The following is a 16376-nucleotide window of genomic DNA, read 5'->3' on the forward strand; positions in this document are numbered from 1 at the left end:
GCGAACACCTTAGTAATAGGCGTTTTCTTTCTGCGTATGGTCGGTCACATCACGAACACCTTTGAGCTCTGGAATGCGCTCGAGCAAGGTGCGCTCAATGCCTTCCTTCAGGGTGACGTCCGCTTGACCACAACCCTGACAACCACCACCGAACTGCAGCACGGCGATGCCGTCTTCAACCACATCGATCAGGCTGACCTGACCGCCATGGCTGGCCAGCCCCGGGTTGATCTCGGTTTGCAGGTAGTAATTGATACGTTCGTTGACCGGGCTGTCGGCGTTGACCATCGGCACTTTGGCGTTTGGCGCCTTGATGGTCAGTTGACCACCCATGCGGTCGGTGGCGTAGTCGACAACCGCGTCGTCCAGGAACGCTTCGCTGAACGAATCGATATAAGCGGTGAAGCTTTTGAGCCCCAGCGCCGTGTCTTCAGGCTTTTCTTCGCCCGGCTTGCAGTAGGCAATGCAGGTTTCGGCGTACTGGGTGCCAGGCTGGGTGATGAAGACGCGGATGCCAATACCCGGGGTGTTCTGCTTGGAGAGCAGATCAGCCAGGTAATCGTGGGCGGCGTCAGTAATGGTAATAGCGGTCATGGAAACTCCTCGCAGGCTTGGGCGCAGTTTACGCCAATCGTTGCGCCGGACAAAGTCCTAGTATTTTTGTCGGGAAAGATTCTCGACAGACTGACCTTCTGTCCATGCCTTGAGTCAACGCCAGCCACGTTTTCCAACCATTCGTAGCTCAACCAAGAGCCGACGCCGATTACCAAAGCACAGACGACAAACATCCGATAGGCATTGTGGTGCCGCTGAGGATTGTGACAGCAGGCCCTTCTCAAAGGCCGATCAGAGATTCTCGTATCGATTCATGTCCAGCACCCCCTCTTCAACCGGATTGGTTTCGTGGAGGTACTGGCTCAAGTCGTGAAAATAGAACCAGAACTGCGGATGACTGCGGCGAATACCCCAGCGTTCGACGATTTTTTCGAAGCGGTTGGCGTCTTTGGCGTTTTCCATTGCATCGACAAACTCAGGCACTTGCTCGGCGGGAATATTGAAGATGAAGTTCGGATAACTGCTGAGCACGCCCGGGTAAAGAGTGATCGTGTCGAGGCCCGGCTGATAACGCAGCGACTCACCGAGCAAGAACGCCACGTTGCTGTGCGCGCGATTGCGCAACAGGCTATAGACCTCGCGTTTGCCGCTGGACGTTTCAATACGCAACATCGTCGCTTCCGGCAACTGGTCGATCACCTTCAACCCGGCGGCGGGACGCGATGTCAGGCGACTGAGCGCCTGTTCGGCGCTTTGCAGCGCCGGATCGATATTCGGGCGTGAGCAATAGGCGCCCTCGCAACGGTTGATCGGGTCAGGTCGGGCGTTGAGGTCGCCATAACGCGCCAGCAACTGCATGGCGAAATCGTGTTTCGGGTCTTTCTTGTTGAGTTTCAGCGCGGTCGGCTTGTCGTCGTCGATGGACTCGTAATCCAGCCACATCTTGAACTGGCCACTGCTCTGATACCAATCGTCGAGGTAATCCTCACGGGAGTCAGCGGGCATCAGGCGCAGGAAGTTTTGCTCGGCGCCGTTACGGATCAGATCGAAATACAGGCGGGTTTGCGCCTGATGCGAAACGTTGCCGAACACATCGAAGTTGACCGCCAACTGGTAATAGGTGCGCTCAAGCAACGGATAGTCGAACAACCACATCGTCTGCGGCACCTCGCCGATCAGGCCTTTGGTGACCGAGGCGCTGTCGAAATGGCGAAAGATGCTCAGCAATGCGTTGTCGTTGCCCGCCCACAGCGTCGACCAGCTCGGCGCCGGTTGGTCGGCGTAACTGTCACGGCGCAGGGCTTCGTATTCGTTACGTTTGTTGCGGTAGTTGCGCCAAAGGCTCAGGACACTGCCAACATCGTCGTTTTGCCCAGGCATAGCCAGCAACGGTGTGGCCTGACCACGATAGTTGGGGTCGGTGATGTACAAGTCATGTTCCGGAGCCTGGAACAGCGCCCAGAAATTATCGCGAATCACGTCGGTCGCGATCTGCCCACGGCACACCGGGCCACGAATAAAGGTACGGACGAAATACTCGGCGTTATCGAGCATGAACTGATAGCGCGCCTGCGCCGGAATGGCCTCGAACGTGGCGAACGGATTGGCCCGGCTCTGCGGCCCGTAACCCGGCAAGGCGTTGACCTGCCAGTTGCCGCTGTAGAACAGGCTTTTGACCCGCGCCATTTTTGCCGCGCTCAGCGGGTAGGTGATGTGCGTTTTGTGAACGATCACGCCTTGCACCGGCCACAAGCGGTAATACACCTGAGTGCCCGGATCGTCATTCGGGCGACGAGTGGCAATCAGGTCTATCGGTTGCCCGGTCGGTGTACGCGACCGCACCCACTGAAAGTAATGCCCTGGCTCACCGTCCTTGAAATAGATGTGCGCCAGAAACCAGTGTTCGAACAACCAGCGCCCGACCAGGCTCTCGCGGGCACCGGGCGTATTGAGCAGGTTTTCCCACTGAACGATCTGCAGCGCTTCCTTGCTGCTGGGCGCCAGACCCTGCTCGTCAATCGGCGCGCCGGACGCCAGCCAGCGTTGCAGCGTTTGGTATTGCTGATCAGTCAGACCGGTGACCGCCAGCGGCATGCCTTCTTTCGGATGGGCACCGGCGTAACCCTCGAACTCGGAAGGCATTGCGCACATGTTTTCGCGGTTCAGACCCAGGGCGATTTCTTCTGGCAGTTTGGCGTTCGGCGTCAACGGGGTTTTGTGCCCCAGCTCCAACATGCGCGTCATCAAAGCCGCCTGACTGCCCTGTGCATCAAGTACCGAATAGAAACCCTTTTGCTGCCAGTTGCGCTTGCCGAAAGCGTCGTAGAACAACCGGGTAGTTGGCGCCGCCTGAGCGCGCTCGCCGTCGTAGACCGGCATTTTGCTCGCGCCACGCTCGGCGCCTTCGCCGCTGCCCAGGTTGAGCTGACAAGCGGAGTCGTAGCACGCATGGCAGGCCACGCACTTCTCGGTGAAAATCGGTTGGATATCACGGGTATAGGAAAGCACGGGATCTTGCGCCGCAGCGCCCCAGCTCAAGAACAGCAAAACGATGCTGATGACGCGGTACGACATGTCCCTGATCCCGATCCTGAAGAAAAACGCCGCGATTCTACAGTATGACGGTCGTACCAACATGAGCGATATTCATGCAAAACCGCCACATGCTCTAAAAGCGCACAGGTTTGTTATGATCCCGCTCCTTCGTAATGGTCTTTCCGAGTAGTCCAAATGTCCGATCGCAGCGTCCGCCTTCAAGCTCTCAAGCACGCCCTCAAAGAGCGCATCCTGATACTCGACGGCGGTATGGGCACGATGATCCAGAGCTACAAGCTCGAAGAGCAGGATTATCGCGGCAAACGCTTTGCGGATTGGCCGAGTGACGTCAAGGGCAACAACGACCTCTTGGTGATTACCCGTCCGGACGTGATCGGCGGCATCGAAAAGGCTTATCTGGATGCCGGCGCCGACATTCTCGAAACCAACACCTTCAACGCCACGCGCATTTCCATGGCCGATTACGGCATGGAAGAACTGGCTTACGAACTAAACGTAGAAGGCGCGCGCCTGGCGCGCAAGATCGCCGACGCCAAAACCCTGGAGAACCCGGACAAGCCGCGCTTCGTCGCTGGCGTGCTCGGCCCGACCAGCCGCACCTGTTCGCTGTCGCCCGACGTCAACAACCCTGGCTACCGCAACGTCACCTTTGATGAACTGGTGGAGAACTACACCGAAGCCACCAAAGGCCTGATCGAAGGCGGCGCCGACCTGATTCTGATCGAAACCATCTTCGATACCCTCAACGCCAAAGCGGCGATCTTCGCCGTGCAAGGCGTGTTCGAAGAGCTGCACCTCGAATTGCCGATCATGATTTCCGGGACCATCACCGACGCCTCCGGCCGCACCCTGTCGGGCCAGACCACCGAAGCGTTCTGGAACTCGGTGGCGCACGCCAAGCCCATCTCGGTCGGTCTCAACTGCGCGCTCGGCGCCAGTGAACTACGTCCATACCTGGAAGAACTGTCGAACAAGGCCAGCACGCACGTTTCCGCGCACCCGAACGCCGGTCTGCCAAACGAGTTCGGTGAGTACGACGAACTGCCGTCGCAAACCGCCAAGGTCATCGAAGAGTTCGCCCAAAGCGGCTTCCTCAATATTGTCGGCGGCTGCTGCGGCACCACGCCGGGGCACATCGAGGCCATCGCCAACGCCGTGGCCGGTTACGCACCGCGGCAGATCCCGGATATTCCCAAGGCCTGCCGCCTCTCGGGTCTGGAACCGTTCACCATCGATCGCAGCTCGCTGTTCGTCAACGTTGGCGAGCGGACCAACATCACAGGTTCGGCCAAGTTCGCCCGTCTGATCCGCGAAGACAACTACACCGAAGCCCTGGAAGTCGCCCTGCAGCAGGTCGAGGCCGGCGCGCAGGTGATCGACATCAACATGGACGAAGGGATGCTCGATTCGAAGAAGGCCATGGTGACCTTCCTCAATCTGATTGCCGGCGAACCGGACATCTCCCGCGTACCGATCATGATCGACTCCTCGAAATGGGAAGTGATCGAAGCTGGCCTGAAATGCATTCAGGGCAAGGGCATTGTCAACTCGATCAGCATGAAAGAAGGCGTCGAGCAGTTCATTCATCACGCCAAACTGTGCAAGCGCTACGGCGCCGCCGTGGTGGTGATGGCGTTCGACGAAGCCGGCCAGGCCGACACCGAAGCGCGCAAGAAAGAAATCTGCAAGCGCTCTTATGACATTCTGGTCAACGAAGTCGGCTTCCCGCCGGAAGACATCATCTTCGACCCGAACATCTTCGCCGTGGCCACCGGCATCGAAGAACACAACAACTACGCTGTGGACTTCATTAATGCCTGCGCCTACATCCGCGACGAACTGCCATATGCGCTGACCTCCGGCGGCGTGTCCAACGTGTCGTTCTCGTTCCGTGGCAACAACCCGGTGCGTGAGGCGATTCACTCGGTGTTCCTGCTGTACGCGATCCGCGCCGGCCTGACCATGGGCATCGTCAACGCCGGTCAGCTGGAAATCTACGACCAGATCCCGCAGGAACTGCGCGATGCGGTAGAAGACGTGGTGCTCAACCGCACACCGGAAGGCACCGACGCCCTCCTCGCCATCGCCGACAAATACAAGGGCGACGGCAGCGTCAAGGAAGCCGAGACCGAAGAGTGGCGCAGCTGGGACGTCAACAAGCGTCTGGAGCACGCACTGGTCAAGGGCATCACCACACACATCGTTGAAGACACCGAACAATCGCGCCAGTCATTCGCCCGCCCGATCGAAGTGATCGAAGGCCCGCTGATGTCGGGCATGAACATCGTCGGAGACCTGTTCGGCGCCGGCAAAATGTTCCTGCCGCAGGTGGTCAAATCCGCCCGTGTAATGAAACAGGCCGTAGCGCACCTGATCCCGTTCATCGAACTGGAAAAAGGTGACAAACCTGAGGCCAAGGGCAAGATCCTCATGGCCACGGTGAAAGGCGACGTACACGACATCGGCAAGAACATCGTGGGCGTGGTGCTTGGCTGCAACGGCTACGACATCGTCGACCTCGGCGTCATGGTCCCGGCGGAAAAGATCCTGCAAGTAGCCAAAGAGCAGAAGTGCGACATCATCGGGCTGTCCGGTCTGATCACGCCTTCGCTGGATGAAATGGTTCACGTTGCCCGCGAAATGCAGCGTCAAGACTTCCACTTGCCGTTGATGATCGGTGGCGCGACCACGTCCAAGGCCCACACGGCGGTCAAGATCGAGCCCAAGTACAGCAACGACGCCGTGGTTTACGTGACCGACGCCTCCCGCGCGGTCGGCGTGGCAACGCAGTTGCTGTCCAAGGAATTGAAGGCCGGTTTCGTTGAAAGAACCCGTGCCGAATACGTCGAAGTGCGCGAGCGTACCGCCAACCGCAGTGCCCGCACCGAACGTCTGAGCTACGCCGCCGCCATCGCGAAAAAACCGCAGTTCGACTGGGCCAATTACCAGCCGGTCAAACCGACCTTCACCGGCAGCAAAGTGCTGGAGAACATCGACCTCAAGGTACTGGCCGAGTACATCGACTGGACGCCGTTCTTCATCTCCTGGGATCTGGCCGGCAAGTTCCCGCGCATCCTCGAAGACGAAGTGGTCGGTGAAGCCGCCACAGCCTTGTACAAAGACGCTCAGGAAATGCTCGCCAAACTGATCGACGAGAAACTGATCAGTGCCCGTGCGGTGTTCGGCTTCTGGCCAGCCAATCAGGTGCATGACGACGACATCGAGCTGTACGGCGATGACGGCAAGCCACTGGCCAAGCTGCATCATCTGCGTCAGCAGATCATCAAAACAGACGGCAAACCCAACTTCTCGCTGGCCGACTTCGTGGCGCCCAAGGACAGCGAAGTGACTGACTACGTCGGCGGTTTCATCACCACCGCCGGTATCGGCGCCGAAGAAGTGGCCAAGGCTTATCAGGATGCCGGCGACGACTACAACTCGATCATGGTCAAGGCACTCGCCGACCGTTTGGCCGAGGCGTGCGCCGAATGGCTGCACCAGCAGGTGCGTAAAAAACACTGGGGCTATGTCCGGGATGAAGTGCTCGACAACGAAGCGCTGATCAAAGAGCAATACTCTGGCATTCGTCCTGCGCCGGGTTATCCCGCGTGCCCGGATCACACCGAGAAAGCTGCATTGTTCGCCCTGCTCGATCCTGAAGCCGCCGAAATGCGCGCCGGGCGCAGCGGTGTATTCCTCACTGAGCACTACGCGATGTTCCCGGCGGCAGCGGTCAGCGGCTGGTATTTCGCCCACCCGCAGGCGCAGTACTTCGCCGTTGGCAAGGTCGATAAGGACCAGGTGCAGAGCTACACCTCGCGTAAAGGTCAGGAACTGAGCGTGACGGAGCGCTGGCTGGCGCCGAATCTGGGTTACGACAACTAATCCAGCCTGACGCAAAACTCTGTGGGAGCGAGCCTGCTCGCGAAAGCGGTCGATCATTCGACATTGATGTTGACTGACACGACGCCTTCGCGAGCAGGCTCGCTCCCACAGTGGTTTTTGCGGTGCCCTTGAAACGGTTGGCTATGCTTATCTGACACACATGGCAGACGAGGGATTTATGGACGATCCAGTCGACAACAAACCGCCGAGTTTCTGGCAGATGCTGCACAGCGTGATGGCAGCGGCGTTCGGCGTGCAGAGCGGCAAGAACCGGGCAAGGGACTTCACCCACGGCAAACCCAGTCATTTCGTGATACTGGGGATTGTGTTCACCGCGGTGTTTGCGCTGACGCTGTTTGCCATCGTCAAACTGGTCGTGCATTTCGCCGGTGTCTGACGTGCTTCAGTGCATCAAGGCCTGAAAAGTGAACGGGTAACGGTACGAGGCTGGCCGCCCCTTGGCCGAGAGCTTGCGAAAACTCACGCCGTAGTCCGGCGAGCGTCCCATGGCCAGCATTCGCCGGGCATGAGTTTTATCGATCAGTTGCAGCAATGACACCTGACGATCGCGGCCGCCATGCTGATCCAGATTCACACCCTGCTCATGGTCATGCAGCTCCACCAGCGCCCAGCCACCCAAAGTGAAGTGTCCGCCCAACAGCACGCTCAAGCGCCCATCGACCAGGCCCTGCAGCGCCGCCGGTGAAGTATTGACCGCACTGAACAAGGCGTCTTGACCGGGGATTTTGCCGGTCTCGGAAAACGCGCGCATTGCGCCGAAGGCCATTTCATCGTTGGCCGACCACACCAGTGACACCTTCGGATAGCGGGCGAACAACTGTTTGGCCTGTTCATAGGCGCGCTGCTGCGTCCAGCCGCTGTAGACACGTTGGCGCAAGCGTACTTGCGGATGTTCGGCCAATGCGCGCTGCATGCCGTGCTCACGCAACTGCGCTGACGGCGTGATCTTCAAACCGGAGAACGCCAGCAGCTCGATCTGCTCGCCCGTGCTCACGGGCCTATGCAATCGAATCAACGCCTTCATCATCAGGTAGCCGCCCTCCTCATCGTTCGGCACCAGGCTGCCGACCCGATCCGTACGTTCGCCGACCAGAGCTTGCTGGTCGGGGGTCAGTGCAGCGTTAACGATGAACAACTTCACACCACTGTCTTGAGCCAGACGCAGGATCTGCGGCGCCACGTATTGCTCGTTGACGAACATCAGGTAATCAGGACGATTCGGCCCCTGTAGCGCAAGACGCGCCTGAGCCAGCGTCAGTTCGGGTCGACGCAGGGAATAGAGAATTTGCAGATCAATGCCAAGATCCCGGGCGGCTGCCTGCATGAATTGCGAATAACTGACCCAGAACGTCTCCTCGGTCGAGCCAGGATTGAGAAAAAGCACGGACTCCGCCCGCGCGCTGGACGCGAAAACCGCGCCAAACAATAGAAAGCTGATGTGAAAAAACCTGAACATGAAACAGCCGGGCCCAAGGAAAAACAGCCGCGATTATAGCCTTCGAAAACCGGCTTCTGGCGCCTGATTCCGTTTTTTGTCCGACAATCGTCGGGCACGGGCCCAGAGGGGTCGCTTACTGATGACTGACCCAGAATACCGCCGTCCCTACGACCAGAATGATCAGGAACAGAATCGCCCAGGCATCGACACTGCTGTCGCTTTTCCTTGCTTTGGTTGGGTTGCTCATTGCATCGCCTCTTGTCGGTTTTATCGGTGATTGCACAAAGACTCGACCACAGTTAAGACGATGATTGTCCGCACGACAAATGTGGGTTAGTTGACAGCAATTCTCGTTAGGCGATTTGGTTCTTTACATATACTCAAACATCACTTTTGCGCATAACTGCAAACGGGTATATTGCCCCGGCTCCGTTAGAGAGTGCGCGGCCGTGCGCGCAGAATTGCAGAGGCAACCTCGGACTCCAGCAAGCGAAAACGCAGCGTTTTCCGAGTAGCCCAAGCCTGAGAACAGGACTTATATGTACGTATACGACGAGTACGATCAGCGGATCATCGAGGACCGCGTCAAGCAGTTCCGTGATCAGACCCGACGCTATCTGGCAGGTGAGCTGAGCGAGGAAGAATTCCGTCCCCTGCGCCTGCAAAATGGCCTCTACATCCAGCGTTTCGCGCCGATGTTGCGAGTGGCAGTGCCTTACGGCCAACTGACTTCGCGTCAGACCCGCATGATGGCCAAGATTGCCCGCGACTACGACAAGGGCTACGCCCACATCAGCACGCGACAGAACGTGCAGTTCAACTGGCCGGCGGTGGAAGACATCCCGGACATCCTGGCGGAACTGGCCACGGTGCAGATGCACGCGATCCAGACCAGCGGCAACTGCCTGCGCAACGTCACCACCGACCAGTTCGCCGGTGTCGCTGCCGACGAAGTGATCGACCCGCGCCCATGGTGCGAGATCGTGCGTCAGTGGACCACGTTCCACCCTGAATTCGCTTACCTGCCGCGCAAATTCAAGATCGCGGTCAACGGTTCGACCGCTGACCGCGCAGCCATTGAAGTTCACGATATTGGCCTGGAGCCAGTGCACAACGAAGCTGGCGAACTGGGCTTCCGCGTGCTGGTCGGTGGCGGCCTCGGTCGTACTCCGGTCGTCGGCGCGTTCATCAATGAGTTTCTGCCATGGCAGGACCTGTTGAGCTACCTCGACGCCATCCTGCGGGTCTACAACCGTTACGGCCGTCGCGACAACAAATACAAGGCACGGATCAAGATCCTCGTCAAAGCGCTGACCCCTGAAGCATTCGCGCAGAAAGTCGATGCCGAAATGGAGCACCTGCGCGGTGGCCAGACCACATTGACCGAGGCCGAACTTCATCGCGTCGCCAAGCACTTCGTTGACCCGGACTACAAGGCGCTGGACAACCAGGCTGCCGAACTGGCCGCGCTGGACAAAGAACACCCCGGGTTCGCTCGCTGGCGCACCCGCAACACCCTGGCGCACAAGAAGCCGGGTTATGTGGCCGTCACCCTGTCGCTGAAACCGACCGGCGTTGCGCCGGGCGACATCACCGACAAACAGCTCGACGCCGTTGCCGATCTGGCCGAGCGCTACAGCTTCGGTCAACTGCGCACCTCCCACGAGCAGAACATCATTCTTGCCGATGTCGAGCAGAGCCAGTTGTTCACTCTGTGGGGCGAGCTGCGTGAGGGTGGTTTCGCCACGCCGAACATCGGCCTGCTGACCGACATCATTTGCTGCCCTGGCGGTGATTTCTGCTCGCTGGCCAACGCCAAGTCGATCCCGATTGCCGAATCGATCCAGCGCCGTTTCGACGACCTCGATTACCTGTTCGACATCGGTGAACTGGACCTGAACATCTCCGGCTGCATGAACGCCTGCGGTCACCACCACGTCGGCCACATCGGCATCCTCGGGGTGGACAAGAAAGGTGAGGAGTTCTATCAGGTTTCCCTCGGCGGCAGCGCCAGCCGGGATGCGAGCCTGGGCAAGATCCTCGGTCCGTCCTTCGCTCAGGAAGCCATGCCTGACGTCATCTCGAAGCTGATCGACGTGTACGTTGAACAACGTACCGAAGACGAGCGCTTCATCGACACCTATCAGCGTATTGGCATCGACCTCTTCAAGGAACGCGTCTATGCAGCGAATCATTAAGAACAACGAAGTCGTCGACGAAACCTGGCACCTGCTGCCGAAGGATTTCAACATCGACGAGATCAGCAACTGCGACGATCTGATCGTGCCACTGCAACTGTGGCGCGAACACAGCCGTATGCTCAAGGCCCGCGACGGCGGCCTGGGTGTATGGCTTGATGCCGACGAAGAGGCCGAGGAAATCGGTGAAGACGTTGCGCAGTTCCAGGTAATCGCGCTGAACTTCCCGGCGTTCACCGACGGGCGCAACTACTCCAACGCACGCCTGCTGCGTGACCGTTACGGTTTCAAAGGCGAACTGCGGGCCATCGGTGATGTATTGCGTGACCAACTGTTCTACATGCATCGCTGCGGTTTCGACGCCTTTGCCATACGCCCGGACAAAGACCCGTACGAAGCGCTTGAAGGCCTCAAGGATTTTTCGGTGACCTATCAGGCGGCCACTGACGAACCGCTGCCGCTATTCCGTCGTCGCTAAACCTGCGGGTTTGCCGCAGACACAAAAACGCCGGTCAATGACCGGCGTTTTTTTATGCGCGACTGTTTTACCAGAAACGTTGCTGGGTCAGACGACTCCACCAGCTCAACAGCACGCGATCCACCGAACCGCTAGCCGCCATGCCGATACGCTCTTGCAGGCTTTTACGCTCGGCGTAGTGCAGGTGGTAGACCTCGGCCTGTTTGGCCTTCTGCGCGAGGTATTCGTCGCTGGTCTTGAGTTCATCAACCAGTTGCTTGTCCAGCGCTGCAACACCAAGCCAGACTTCACCTGTGGCCACTTCATCGATCGCCAGTTGCGGACGATAGCGAGCGACAAAGTTCTTGAACAACTGATGGGTGATGTCCAGGTCTTCCTGAAACTTCTCGCGGCCCTTCTCGGTGTTTTCGCCGAACACGGTCAGGGTGCGTTTGTACTCTCCGGCGGTCAGCACTTCAAAGTCGATATCGTGCTTTTTCAGCAAGCGGTTGACGTTGGGCAACTGCGCGACCACGCCAATCGAGCCAAGGATGGCGAACGGTGCACTGATGATCTTGTCGCCGATGCACGCCATCATGTAGCCGCCGCTGGCCGCGACCTTGTCGATACACACGGTCAACGGCACGCCGGCTTCACGAATACGGGCCAGTTGCGAGGAGGCCAGACCGTAGCTGTGGACCATGCCGCCACCGCTTTCCAAACGCAGGACGACTTCGTCCTTGGGTGTGGCGAGTGTCAGCAGCGCGGTGATTTCATGACGCAGGCTTTCGGTGGCCGAAGCCTTGATATCGCCGTCGAAATCCAGCACGAACACCCGTGGTTTGGCTTCGGGCTTTTTCTTCTGCTTCTTCTCGCTTTTCTCGGACTTGGCCTCGCCCTTGCGCAAGGCCTTGAGTTGATCCTTGTCGAGCAGCGTTTGCTCAAGGCGCTCACGCAGGCCTTTATAGAAATCATTGAGCTTGCTGACCTGCAACTGACCTGCCGACTTGCGCCGCCCCTTGCTGCGCAACGCGGCAAAACTGGCGAGCACTACCAGAATGGCGATCACCAGCGTGACGGTCTTGGCCAGGAAACTGGCGTATTCGGTGAAAAACTCCACAGAGACTCCTTAAAACGATGCGTGGATGTAACACACACGCGGGATGGCGCCAGCATACCCATGCGCCGGCTCCTCGACCAGCCGTGAAACCTCTGGCAACACGCCTGTAACGGGCATTTCAAACAAGCGTATGTTTTTTCATTGACAGCTCCCCATCATCCTCATAACCTCGCCAAACCTTCAACGTACCGGGAAGACGCGGACGTGGGCAGCATCTATTTGATTCGACATGGCCAGGCCTCCTTTGGTGCAGACGACTATGACGTCCTGTCACCGACCGGCGTGCGCCAGGCAGAAGTCCTCGGCCAGCACCTCGCTGAACTGGGTATCCGCTTTGACCGCTGCCTCGCGGGTGACCTGCGTCGCCAACAGCACACGGCCACCAGCGCGCTGGAACAATTCACCGCGCAAGGCCTGTCGGTACCGATGCTGGAAACCGATTGTGCCTTCAACGAATTCGACGCCGACGCCGTGATCCGCGCCCTGCTCCCGGCCATGTTGCCGGACGAACCGGAAGCGCTCGACATCCTGCGCAATGCCGCGCAAAACCGCGGCGAGTTCCAGCGCATTTTCGCTTTGATCATTGAGCGGTGGCTGGCCGGCACTTACGACCCGCCGGGGCTGGAGAGCTGGCTGGGCTTTGTCGAACGGGTTCAGGCCGGATTGCACCGAATCCTCGAACAAGCTGAAAAGAATCAGAAAATCGCCGTGTTCACCTCCGGCGGCACCATCACCGCACTGCTCCACCTCATTACGCAAATGCCTGCGAAACAGGCCTTTGAATTGAACTGGCAAATCGTCAACACCTCGCTCAACCAGCTGAAATTCCGCGGTCGCGAGGTGGCTTTGGCTTCCTTCAACAGTCATGCACACCTGCAACTGTTGAAGGCCCCGGAACTCATCACCTTCCGCTGAGTCCGGATTACTGTGAACCTTGCTGTAATCAACCTGCTCTTATTACCCAAGAAAGGATCGAACCATGACCTCCGTAGCTGATGCCGTACAAGCAATGAAAGCCAAGTTCAACCCAGCCGCTGCTGCCGGTCTGGATCTGGTCTTCGGTTTCCGCATCGACGAGACCAAGAACTTCTCGCTGATCGTCAAGGACAGCACCTGCGAACTGCAAGAAGGCGAGAACCCGGACGCCCAGGTCACTCTGGTGATGGACGGCGAAACCCTGGAAGGCATCGTCGACGGTTCGACCGACGGCATGCAAGCATTCATGGGCGGCAAACTGCGCGCTGAAGGCGACATGATGCTGGCGATGAAACTGTCCGAACTGTTCCCGTCGTAAGACTACGATTCGGAAAAAAACAAATCCCGCCTTGGTGGCGGGATTTGTCGTTTCAGGGTCAATGGATGCCGGCGGCGTCCAGCGCCTTGAAGACCTGCCGATCGGCAACCTGGGGCTCACTGTCGGGGTACATCAACTGAACGCCGCCTCCGGGAAGGATTTCAGCGGTTTGCGCATCACGCGCGAAGGTGATGACATACCGCTCCCCCTGATACTTCAAGTAGATATTGTAATAATCCTGCGGCTGATCCGGTGCTGCGAAAGCACTGTAACGATAGCGGGGGCTTGGCACCGGCATCGGAGGATCCTTTCGCAACGACTCTCCACCCACGTCAGGATTCGCAGACTCCAAGGCCACAATCGCCGTAGCGACCAATTCATCGTTGTTTGCCGATACCAGAAGTAAAGTCAGGGTGCGTTGCAAGGTAACGGAGCTGACTTCGCCATTCACAACATCACGACGGTACATGCCGTTGTGAAACCACTTAGAGGCGTCAAAGCGGTTTTCTTCCTGGCTCCAATCGCCGTAATACATTAGAAGGGAGCACAAATTGAATAAGGGCTGGCACTGCGCGTAAGCGCCCAATGCCTTTCGATTTAATGAACGCAGTGTTCACATTCAACTAACAGCCCTTAACGGCGCAGGCTCTGAGCCTCGTCCAGTTCCTTGAATATCCGCACGTAATGCGCATCGGATTCCTGGTTCGGATAAACCAGTTTTGCACTGTTTTTATCGATCAGCTCTCCCGTTTGCGCATCTCGGCTGAAGGTGATGACAAACCGTTGATTTCCCAGATTCAGGAACAGGTTATAGAGATCGACTGGCTTGTCCGGCTTGTCGAACTTGCTGATCCAGTACCTGACACGCCCAGTCAGATCCGGTGGGTCGTTGATAAGCGAGTCGGTATTGACCTGGGGAAAGTCATACTCAAGCGCCACCCCTGCGATGGCGACGAGGTCATCGTTCATGTTCGCCGTAACCGGCAGAGGTTTATTGCGCAGCATGCTTTCGGCGCTTGCTTCGGCCGGGGTTTCCATGAGACGGCGGCTGTACATTCCGCTTGTAAACCAGCGAGTGGCGTCGAAACGATTATCGTCTGGACTCCAGATGCCGTAATACATCATTACTTTCGAGGACATTTCGTCTTCCTTGCCAACGAGATATAGACCCATCAAAACCGCGACGGCCAATAGCCCGATCGCACGAAAAACCGTTGGTTTTTTTATAGTTGAGGTCATTTGGCTGGTTTGTATTCGCACAGCTTTTTGGGAACGCCATCCGGTGTATTGCCAGATCGTACGCCATGGACAGCCCCCTCAGCGTCTAGGGGATATCCGAGTGTGTCGTTGTAATGTCCCCGTCCTTGAGCTTGTTTCAACAGCGCGGGATCTTTGCTGGCGGTGCGGTGGGCTGTCAACCGACGCTGGTAATCACTGAGATTCTCGCGGTAGGCACGGCTGGCGGCCTTGTCCGTTTCCTGCTTGGTCGGTGCCTGCTCCACCGCGGCACGATCTTCGTTGGTTCCATAGGTCTGGTCATACAGACTGCGCCGAGGAAATGCCCACACGGTTGTTCCAGTGGCATCAGCCATTATTTGCGCCAGACTGAGTTCAAAGTGCGGGTCTTCATTTTCCGCTACCTTCACGCTCGCGTTGATCCCTAATCCGGTTCGGCATGCGTAGGAATAGATCTTCGCGCCATAGGCGAACGCGTCAGGCGTAAACATGCGAGCCTGGGCATCACGTAAACGGTAGCTGTCACGTTTGTCCAGCTCGTACCCCAGTTCTATGCTGCCTACAACGCCGTGTGAAAAGAAATCCATTTGCTTGATTTCCCGACTTCTGCGTTTTCGACTCGCGACAAAATCAACCAACTGCGAAATTGAATCGTACTCGCGATACTCGGCACCATAACCCTCGGTCACGATCTTTTTGACTTCAGCCAACAGATTTGGGTCGTACTCATCCTTGAAGATCAGAAATGCCCGTTGAATAGAGTAACTCGGCGTAGACGGTGGATAGCTTTTGAGCTGACGTATGCCCTGGTTGATGAAGTTCATCATGTTGCCCCGCTGGCCACGAATATTCGCGATAAAACCCAGGTAGGACGCTCCCACTACCGTCACATAGTCCTGCGCCAGAGTCCCCTTCACTTGCGTCGTCGCGTGTTGATCGTTCGTCTGGCCCTGATTTTTTTTGGCGTTGCCACGTAAAACCTTCCTTAGTAAGCGATACCCAGAGCATCCAGGTGGGCGGCGGCTTCCTTACCCAATGCACGACAATGGAGGTCGGATCGGCAGTGAACACGCGTACGGCGTTGCCGTGGTTGTCAGTGTGGCCGACAAGGCGTTGGCCGTCTCCGGTTTCGATGCAATAGAGCATATTGGGAATCGCCTCGCCGGTGGTTTCATCAACCAGTTGGAAGCGTTCGCTGTGTTTGGGCACAGTCACGATAGGCGTGAAGGGTGCGGCGCTGACTTGAGTGCCCACGAACACGTCGCCAGAGCCGGTGATGATCATACCGCCATGGGCGGTGCCACTGCCGAGAAACGCAATGGGTTGGCCGTTGATCAGGATGTTGCCGATCCCTTCGGTGACCGATTCACCGCACGCCGTTGATATTCACGTTGGGCGAACCGCTGGTGCTTGGGTTGGTACCGTGACCGGTCACCGGACAGGCATTGAGATCGCTGAGTCGAGCGGCTGGTTTTGCCATCGTCTACTTCCTTGTATTGGCTAGGGCGCGGAATGTACCGGATCTATACCAGGGGTAAAAGTCTATCGCCGCCTATAAAGGCCGAATCTGGCGTAGCGAAGGACGCCGCCAGCAACTCACGGGTATCGGGATGGGC

14 protein-coding genes are annotated in these 16376 nt (G+C 57.8%); 7 read left to right on the forward strand and 7 right to left on the reverse strand.

The annotated features are described in order from the left end of the window. Positions 1 to 9: 9 nt before the first annotated feature. Together nfuA and K5E40_RS22825 are read right to left on the reverse strand one after the other, a co-directional pair. Complete coding sequence (gene nfuA, locus K5E40_RS22820; protein ID WP_003225494.1) at positions 10 to 594, reverse strand: Fe-S biogenesis protein NfuA; 585 nt, start codon at positions 592 to 594, stop codon at positions 10 to 12. A gap of 252 nt (positions 595 to 846) precedes the next feature. Then, positions 847 to 3129: a fatty acid cis/trans isomerase gene (locus K5E40_RS22825; protein ID WP_221732736.1), complete on the reverse strand. Its 2283-nt coding sequence runs from the start codon at positions 3127 to 3129 to the stop codon at positions 847 to 849. Between the two features lie 156 nt (positions 3130 to 3285). Between K5E40_RS22825 and metH the strand changes: the two genes are divergently transcribed. Both metH and K5E40_RS22835 read left to right on the forward strand, forming a co-directional pair. Then, positions 3286 to 6996, forward strand: coding sequence for a methionine synthase (gene metH / locus K5E40_RS22830; protein ID WP_221732737.1), 3711 nt, complete (start codon positions 3286 to 3288; stop codon positions 6994 to 6996). Positions 6997 to 7174: 178 nt separating this feature from the next. Further along, positions 7175 to 7393, forward strand: a complete 219-nt coding sequence (locus K5E40_RS22835) for a DUF2970 domain-containing protein (RefSeq protein WP_221732738.1) — start codon at positions 7175 to 7177, stop codon at positions 7391 to 7393. A 6-nt stretch (positions 7394 to 7399) separates the two neighbouring features. On the opposite strand, the gene K5E40_RS22840 is transcribed toward K5E40_RS22835, so the two are convergent. Beyond that, a complete protein-coding gene (locus tag K5E40_RS22840) occupies positions 7400 to 8473 on the reverse strand; it encodes an ABC transporter substrate-binding protein (RefSeq protein WP_221732739.1) in 1074 nt (357 codons plus the stop codon). Between the two features lie 521 nt (positions 8474 to 8994). Here K5E40_RS22840 and K5E40_RS22845 point away from each other — a divergent pair. Both K5E40_RS22845 and K5E40_RS22850 read left to right on the forward strand, forming a co-directional pair. After that, positions 8995 to 10653 carry a nitrite/sulfite reductase gene (locus tag K5E40_RS22845; protein ID WP_221732740.1) on the forward strand — a complete coding sequence of 553 codons (1659 nt, stop codon included), beginning with the start codon at positions 8995 to 8997 and terminating at the stop codon, positions 10651 to 10653. Next, entirely contained in the window at positions 10637 to 11131 is a 495-nt protein-coding gene (locus tag K5E40_RS22850) for a DUF934 domain-containing protein (protein WP_221732741.1), read from the forward strand. Before K5E40_RS22845 ends, K5E40_RS22850 begins: the two co-directional genes overlap by 17 nt. A 67-nt stretch (positions 11132 to 11198) precedes the next feature. Here K5E40_RS22850 and sohB read toward each other — a convergent pair whose 3' ends face one another. Continuing rightward, complete coding sequence (sohB, locus tag K5E40_RS22855) at positions 11199 to 12230, reverse strand: protease SohB (protein ID WP_221732742.1); 1032 nt, start codon at positions 12228 to 12230, stop codon at positions 11199 to 11201. A 204-nt stretch (positions 12231 to 12434) separates the two neighbouring features. Here sohB and K5E40_RS22860 point away from each other — a divergent pair, with 204 nt between their 5' ends. Together K5E40_RS22860 and K5E40_RS22865 are read left to right on the forward strand one after the other, a co-directional pair. Beyond that, positions 12435 to 13145 carry a histidine phosphatase family protein gene (locus K5E40_RS22860; protein WP_221732743.1) on the forward strand — a complete coding sequence of 237 codons (711 nt, stop codon included), beginning with the start codon at positions 12435 to 12437 and terminating at the stop codon, positions 13143 to 13145. A gap of 64 nt (positions 13146 to 13209) precedes the next feature. Next, positions 13210 to 13524, forward strand: a complete 315-nt coding sequence (locus K5E40_RS22865) for an SCP2 sterol-binding domain-containing protein (protein ID WP_103302367.1) — start codon at positions 13210 to 13212, stop codon at positions 13522 to 13524. Between the two features lie 58 nt (positions 13525 to 13582). Here the strand turns inward: K5E40_RS22865 and K5E40_RS22870 are convergent, their stop codons facing one another. The 3 genes from K5E40_RS22870 to K5E40_RS22880 all read right to left on the reverse strand — a co-directional run bounded on the left by K5E40_RS22870 (position 13583) and on the right by K5E40_RS22880 (position 15677). Beyond that, complete coding sequence (locus K5E40_RS22870; protein ID WP_221732744.1) at positions 13583 to 14059, reverse strand: hypothetical protein; 477 nt, start codon at positions 14057 to 14059, stop codon at positions 13583 to 13585. Positions 14060 to 14157: 98 nt separating this feature from the next. Further along, a complete protein-coding gene (locus tag K5E40_RS22875) occupies positions 14158 to 14664 on the reverse strand; it encodes a hypothetical protein (RefSeq protein WP_221732745.1) in 507 nt (168 codons plus the stop codon). A gap of 95 nt (positions 14665 to 14759) precedes the next feature. Continuing rightward, complete coding sequence (locus tag K5E40_RS22880) at positions 14760 to 15677, reverse strand: hypothetical protein (protein ID WP_221732746.1); 918 nt, start codon at positions 15675 to 15677, stop codon at positions 14760 to 14762. 118 nt (positions 15678 to 15795) lie between these two features. Here K5E40_RS22880 and K5E40_RS35135 point away from each other — a divergent pair, with 118 nt between their 5' ends. Next, positions 15796 to 16143, forward strand: a complete 348-nt coding sequence (locus K5E40_RS35135; protein ID WP_260455950.1) for a hypothetical protein — start codon at positions 15796 to 15798, stop codon at positions 16141 to 16143. Positions 16144 to 16376: the final 233 nt, after the last annotated feature.

Source organism: Pseudomonas baetica, assembly GCF_019733355.1.
Classification (GTDB): Bacteria; Pseudomonadota; Gammaproteobacteria; order Pseudomonadales; family Pseudomonadaceae; genus Aquipseudomonas; species Aquipseudomonas baetica_A.

Excerpts from the sequence above, each read along its gene's own strand:
- nfuA (WP_003225494.1), bottom strand. The coding sequence starts at position 594 with ATGACCGCTATTACCATTACTGACGCCGCCCACGATTACCTGGCTGAT.
- K5E40_RS22825 (WP_221732736.1), bottom strand. The coding sequence starts at position 3,129 with ATGTCGTACCGCGTCATCAGCATCGTTTTGCTGTTCTTGAGCTGGGGC.
- metH (WP_221732737.1), top strand. The coding sequence starts at position 3,286 with ATGTCCGATCGCAGCGTCCGCCTTCAAGCTCTCAAGCACGCCCTCAAA.
- K5E40_RS22835 (WP_221732738.1), top strand. The coding sequence starts at position 7,175 with ATGGACGATCCAGTCGACAACAAACCGCCGAGTTTCTGGCAGATGCTG.
- K5E40_RS22840 (WP_221732739.1), bottom strand. The coding sequence starts at position 8,473 with ATGTTCAGGTTTTTTCACATCAGCTTTCTATTGTTTGGCGCGGTTTTC.
- K5E40_RS22845 (WP_221732740.1), top strand. The coding sequence starts at position 8,995 with ATGTACGTATACGACGAGTACGATCAGCGGATCATCGAGGACCGCGTC.
- K5E40_RS22850 (WP_221732741.1), top strand. The coding sequence starts at position 10,637 with ATGCAGCGAATCATTAAGAACAACGAAGTCGTCGACGAAACCTGGCAC.
- K5E40_RS22865 (WP_103302367.1), top strand. The coding sequence starts at position 13,210 with ATGACCTCCGTAGCTGATGCCGTACAAGCAATGAAAGCCAAGTTCAAC.
- K5E40_RS22870 (WP_221732744.1), bottom strand. The coding sequence starts at position 14,059 with ATGTATTACGGCGATTGGAGCCAGGAAGAAAACCGCTTTGACGCCTCT.
- K5E40_RS22875 (WP_221732745.1), bottom strand. The coding sequence starts at position 14,664 with ATGTCCTCGAAAGTAATGATGTATTACGGCATCTGGAGTCCAGACGAT.
- K5E40_RS35135 (WP_260455950.1), top strand. The coding sequence starts at position 15,796 with ATGCACGACAATGGAGGTCGGATCGGCAGTGAACACGCGTACGGCGTT.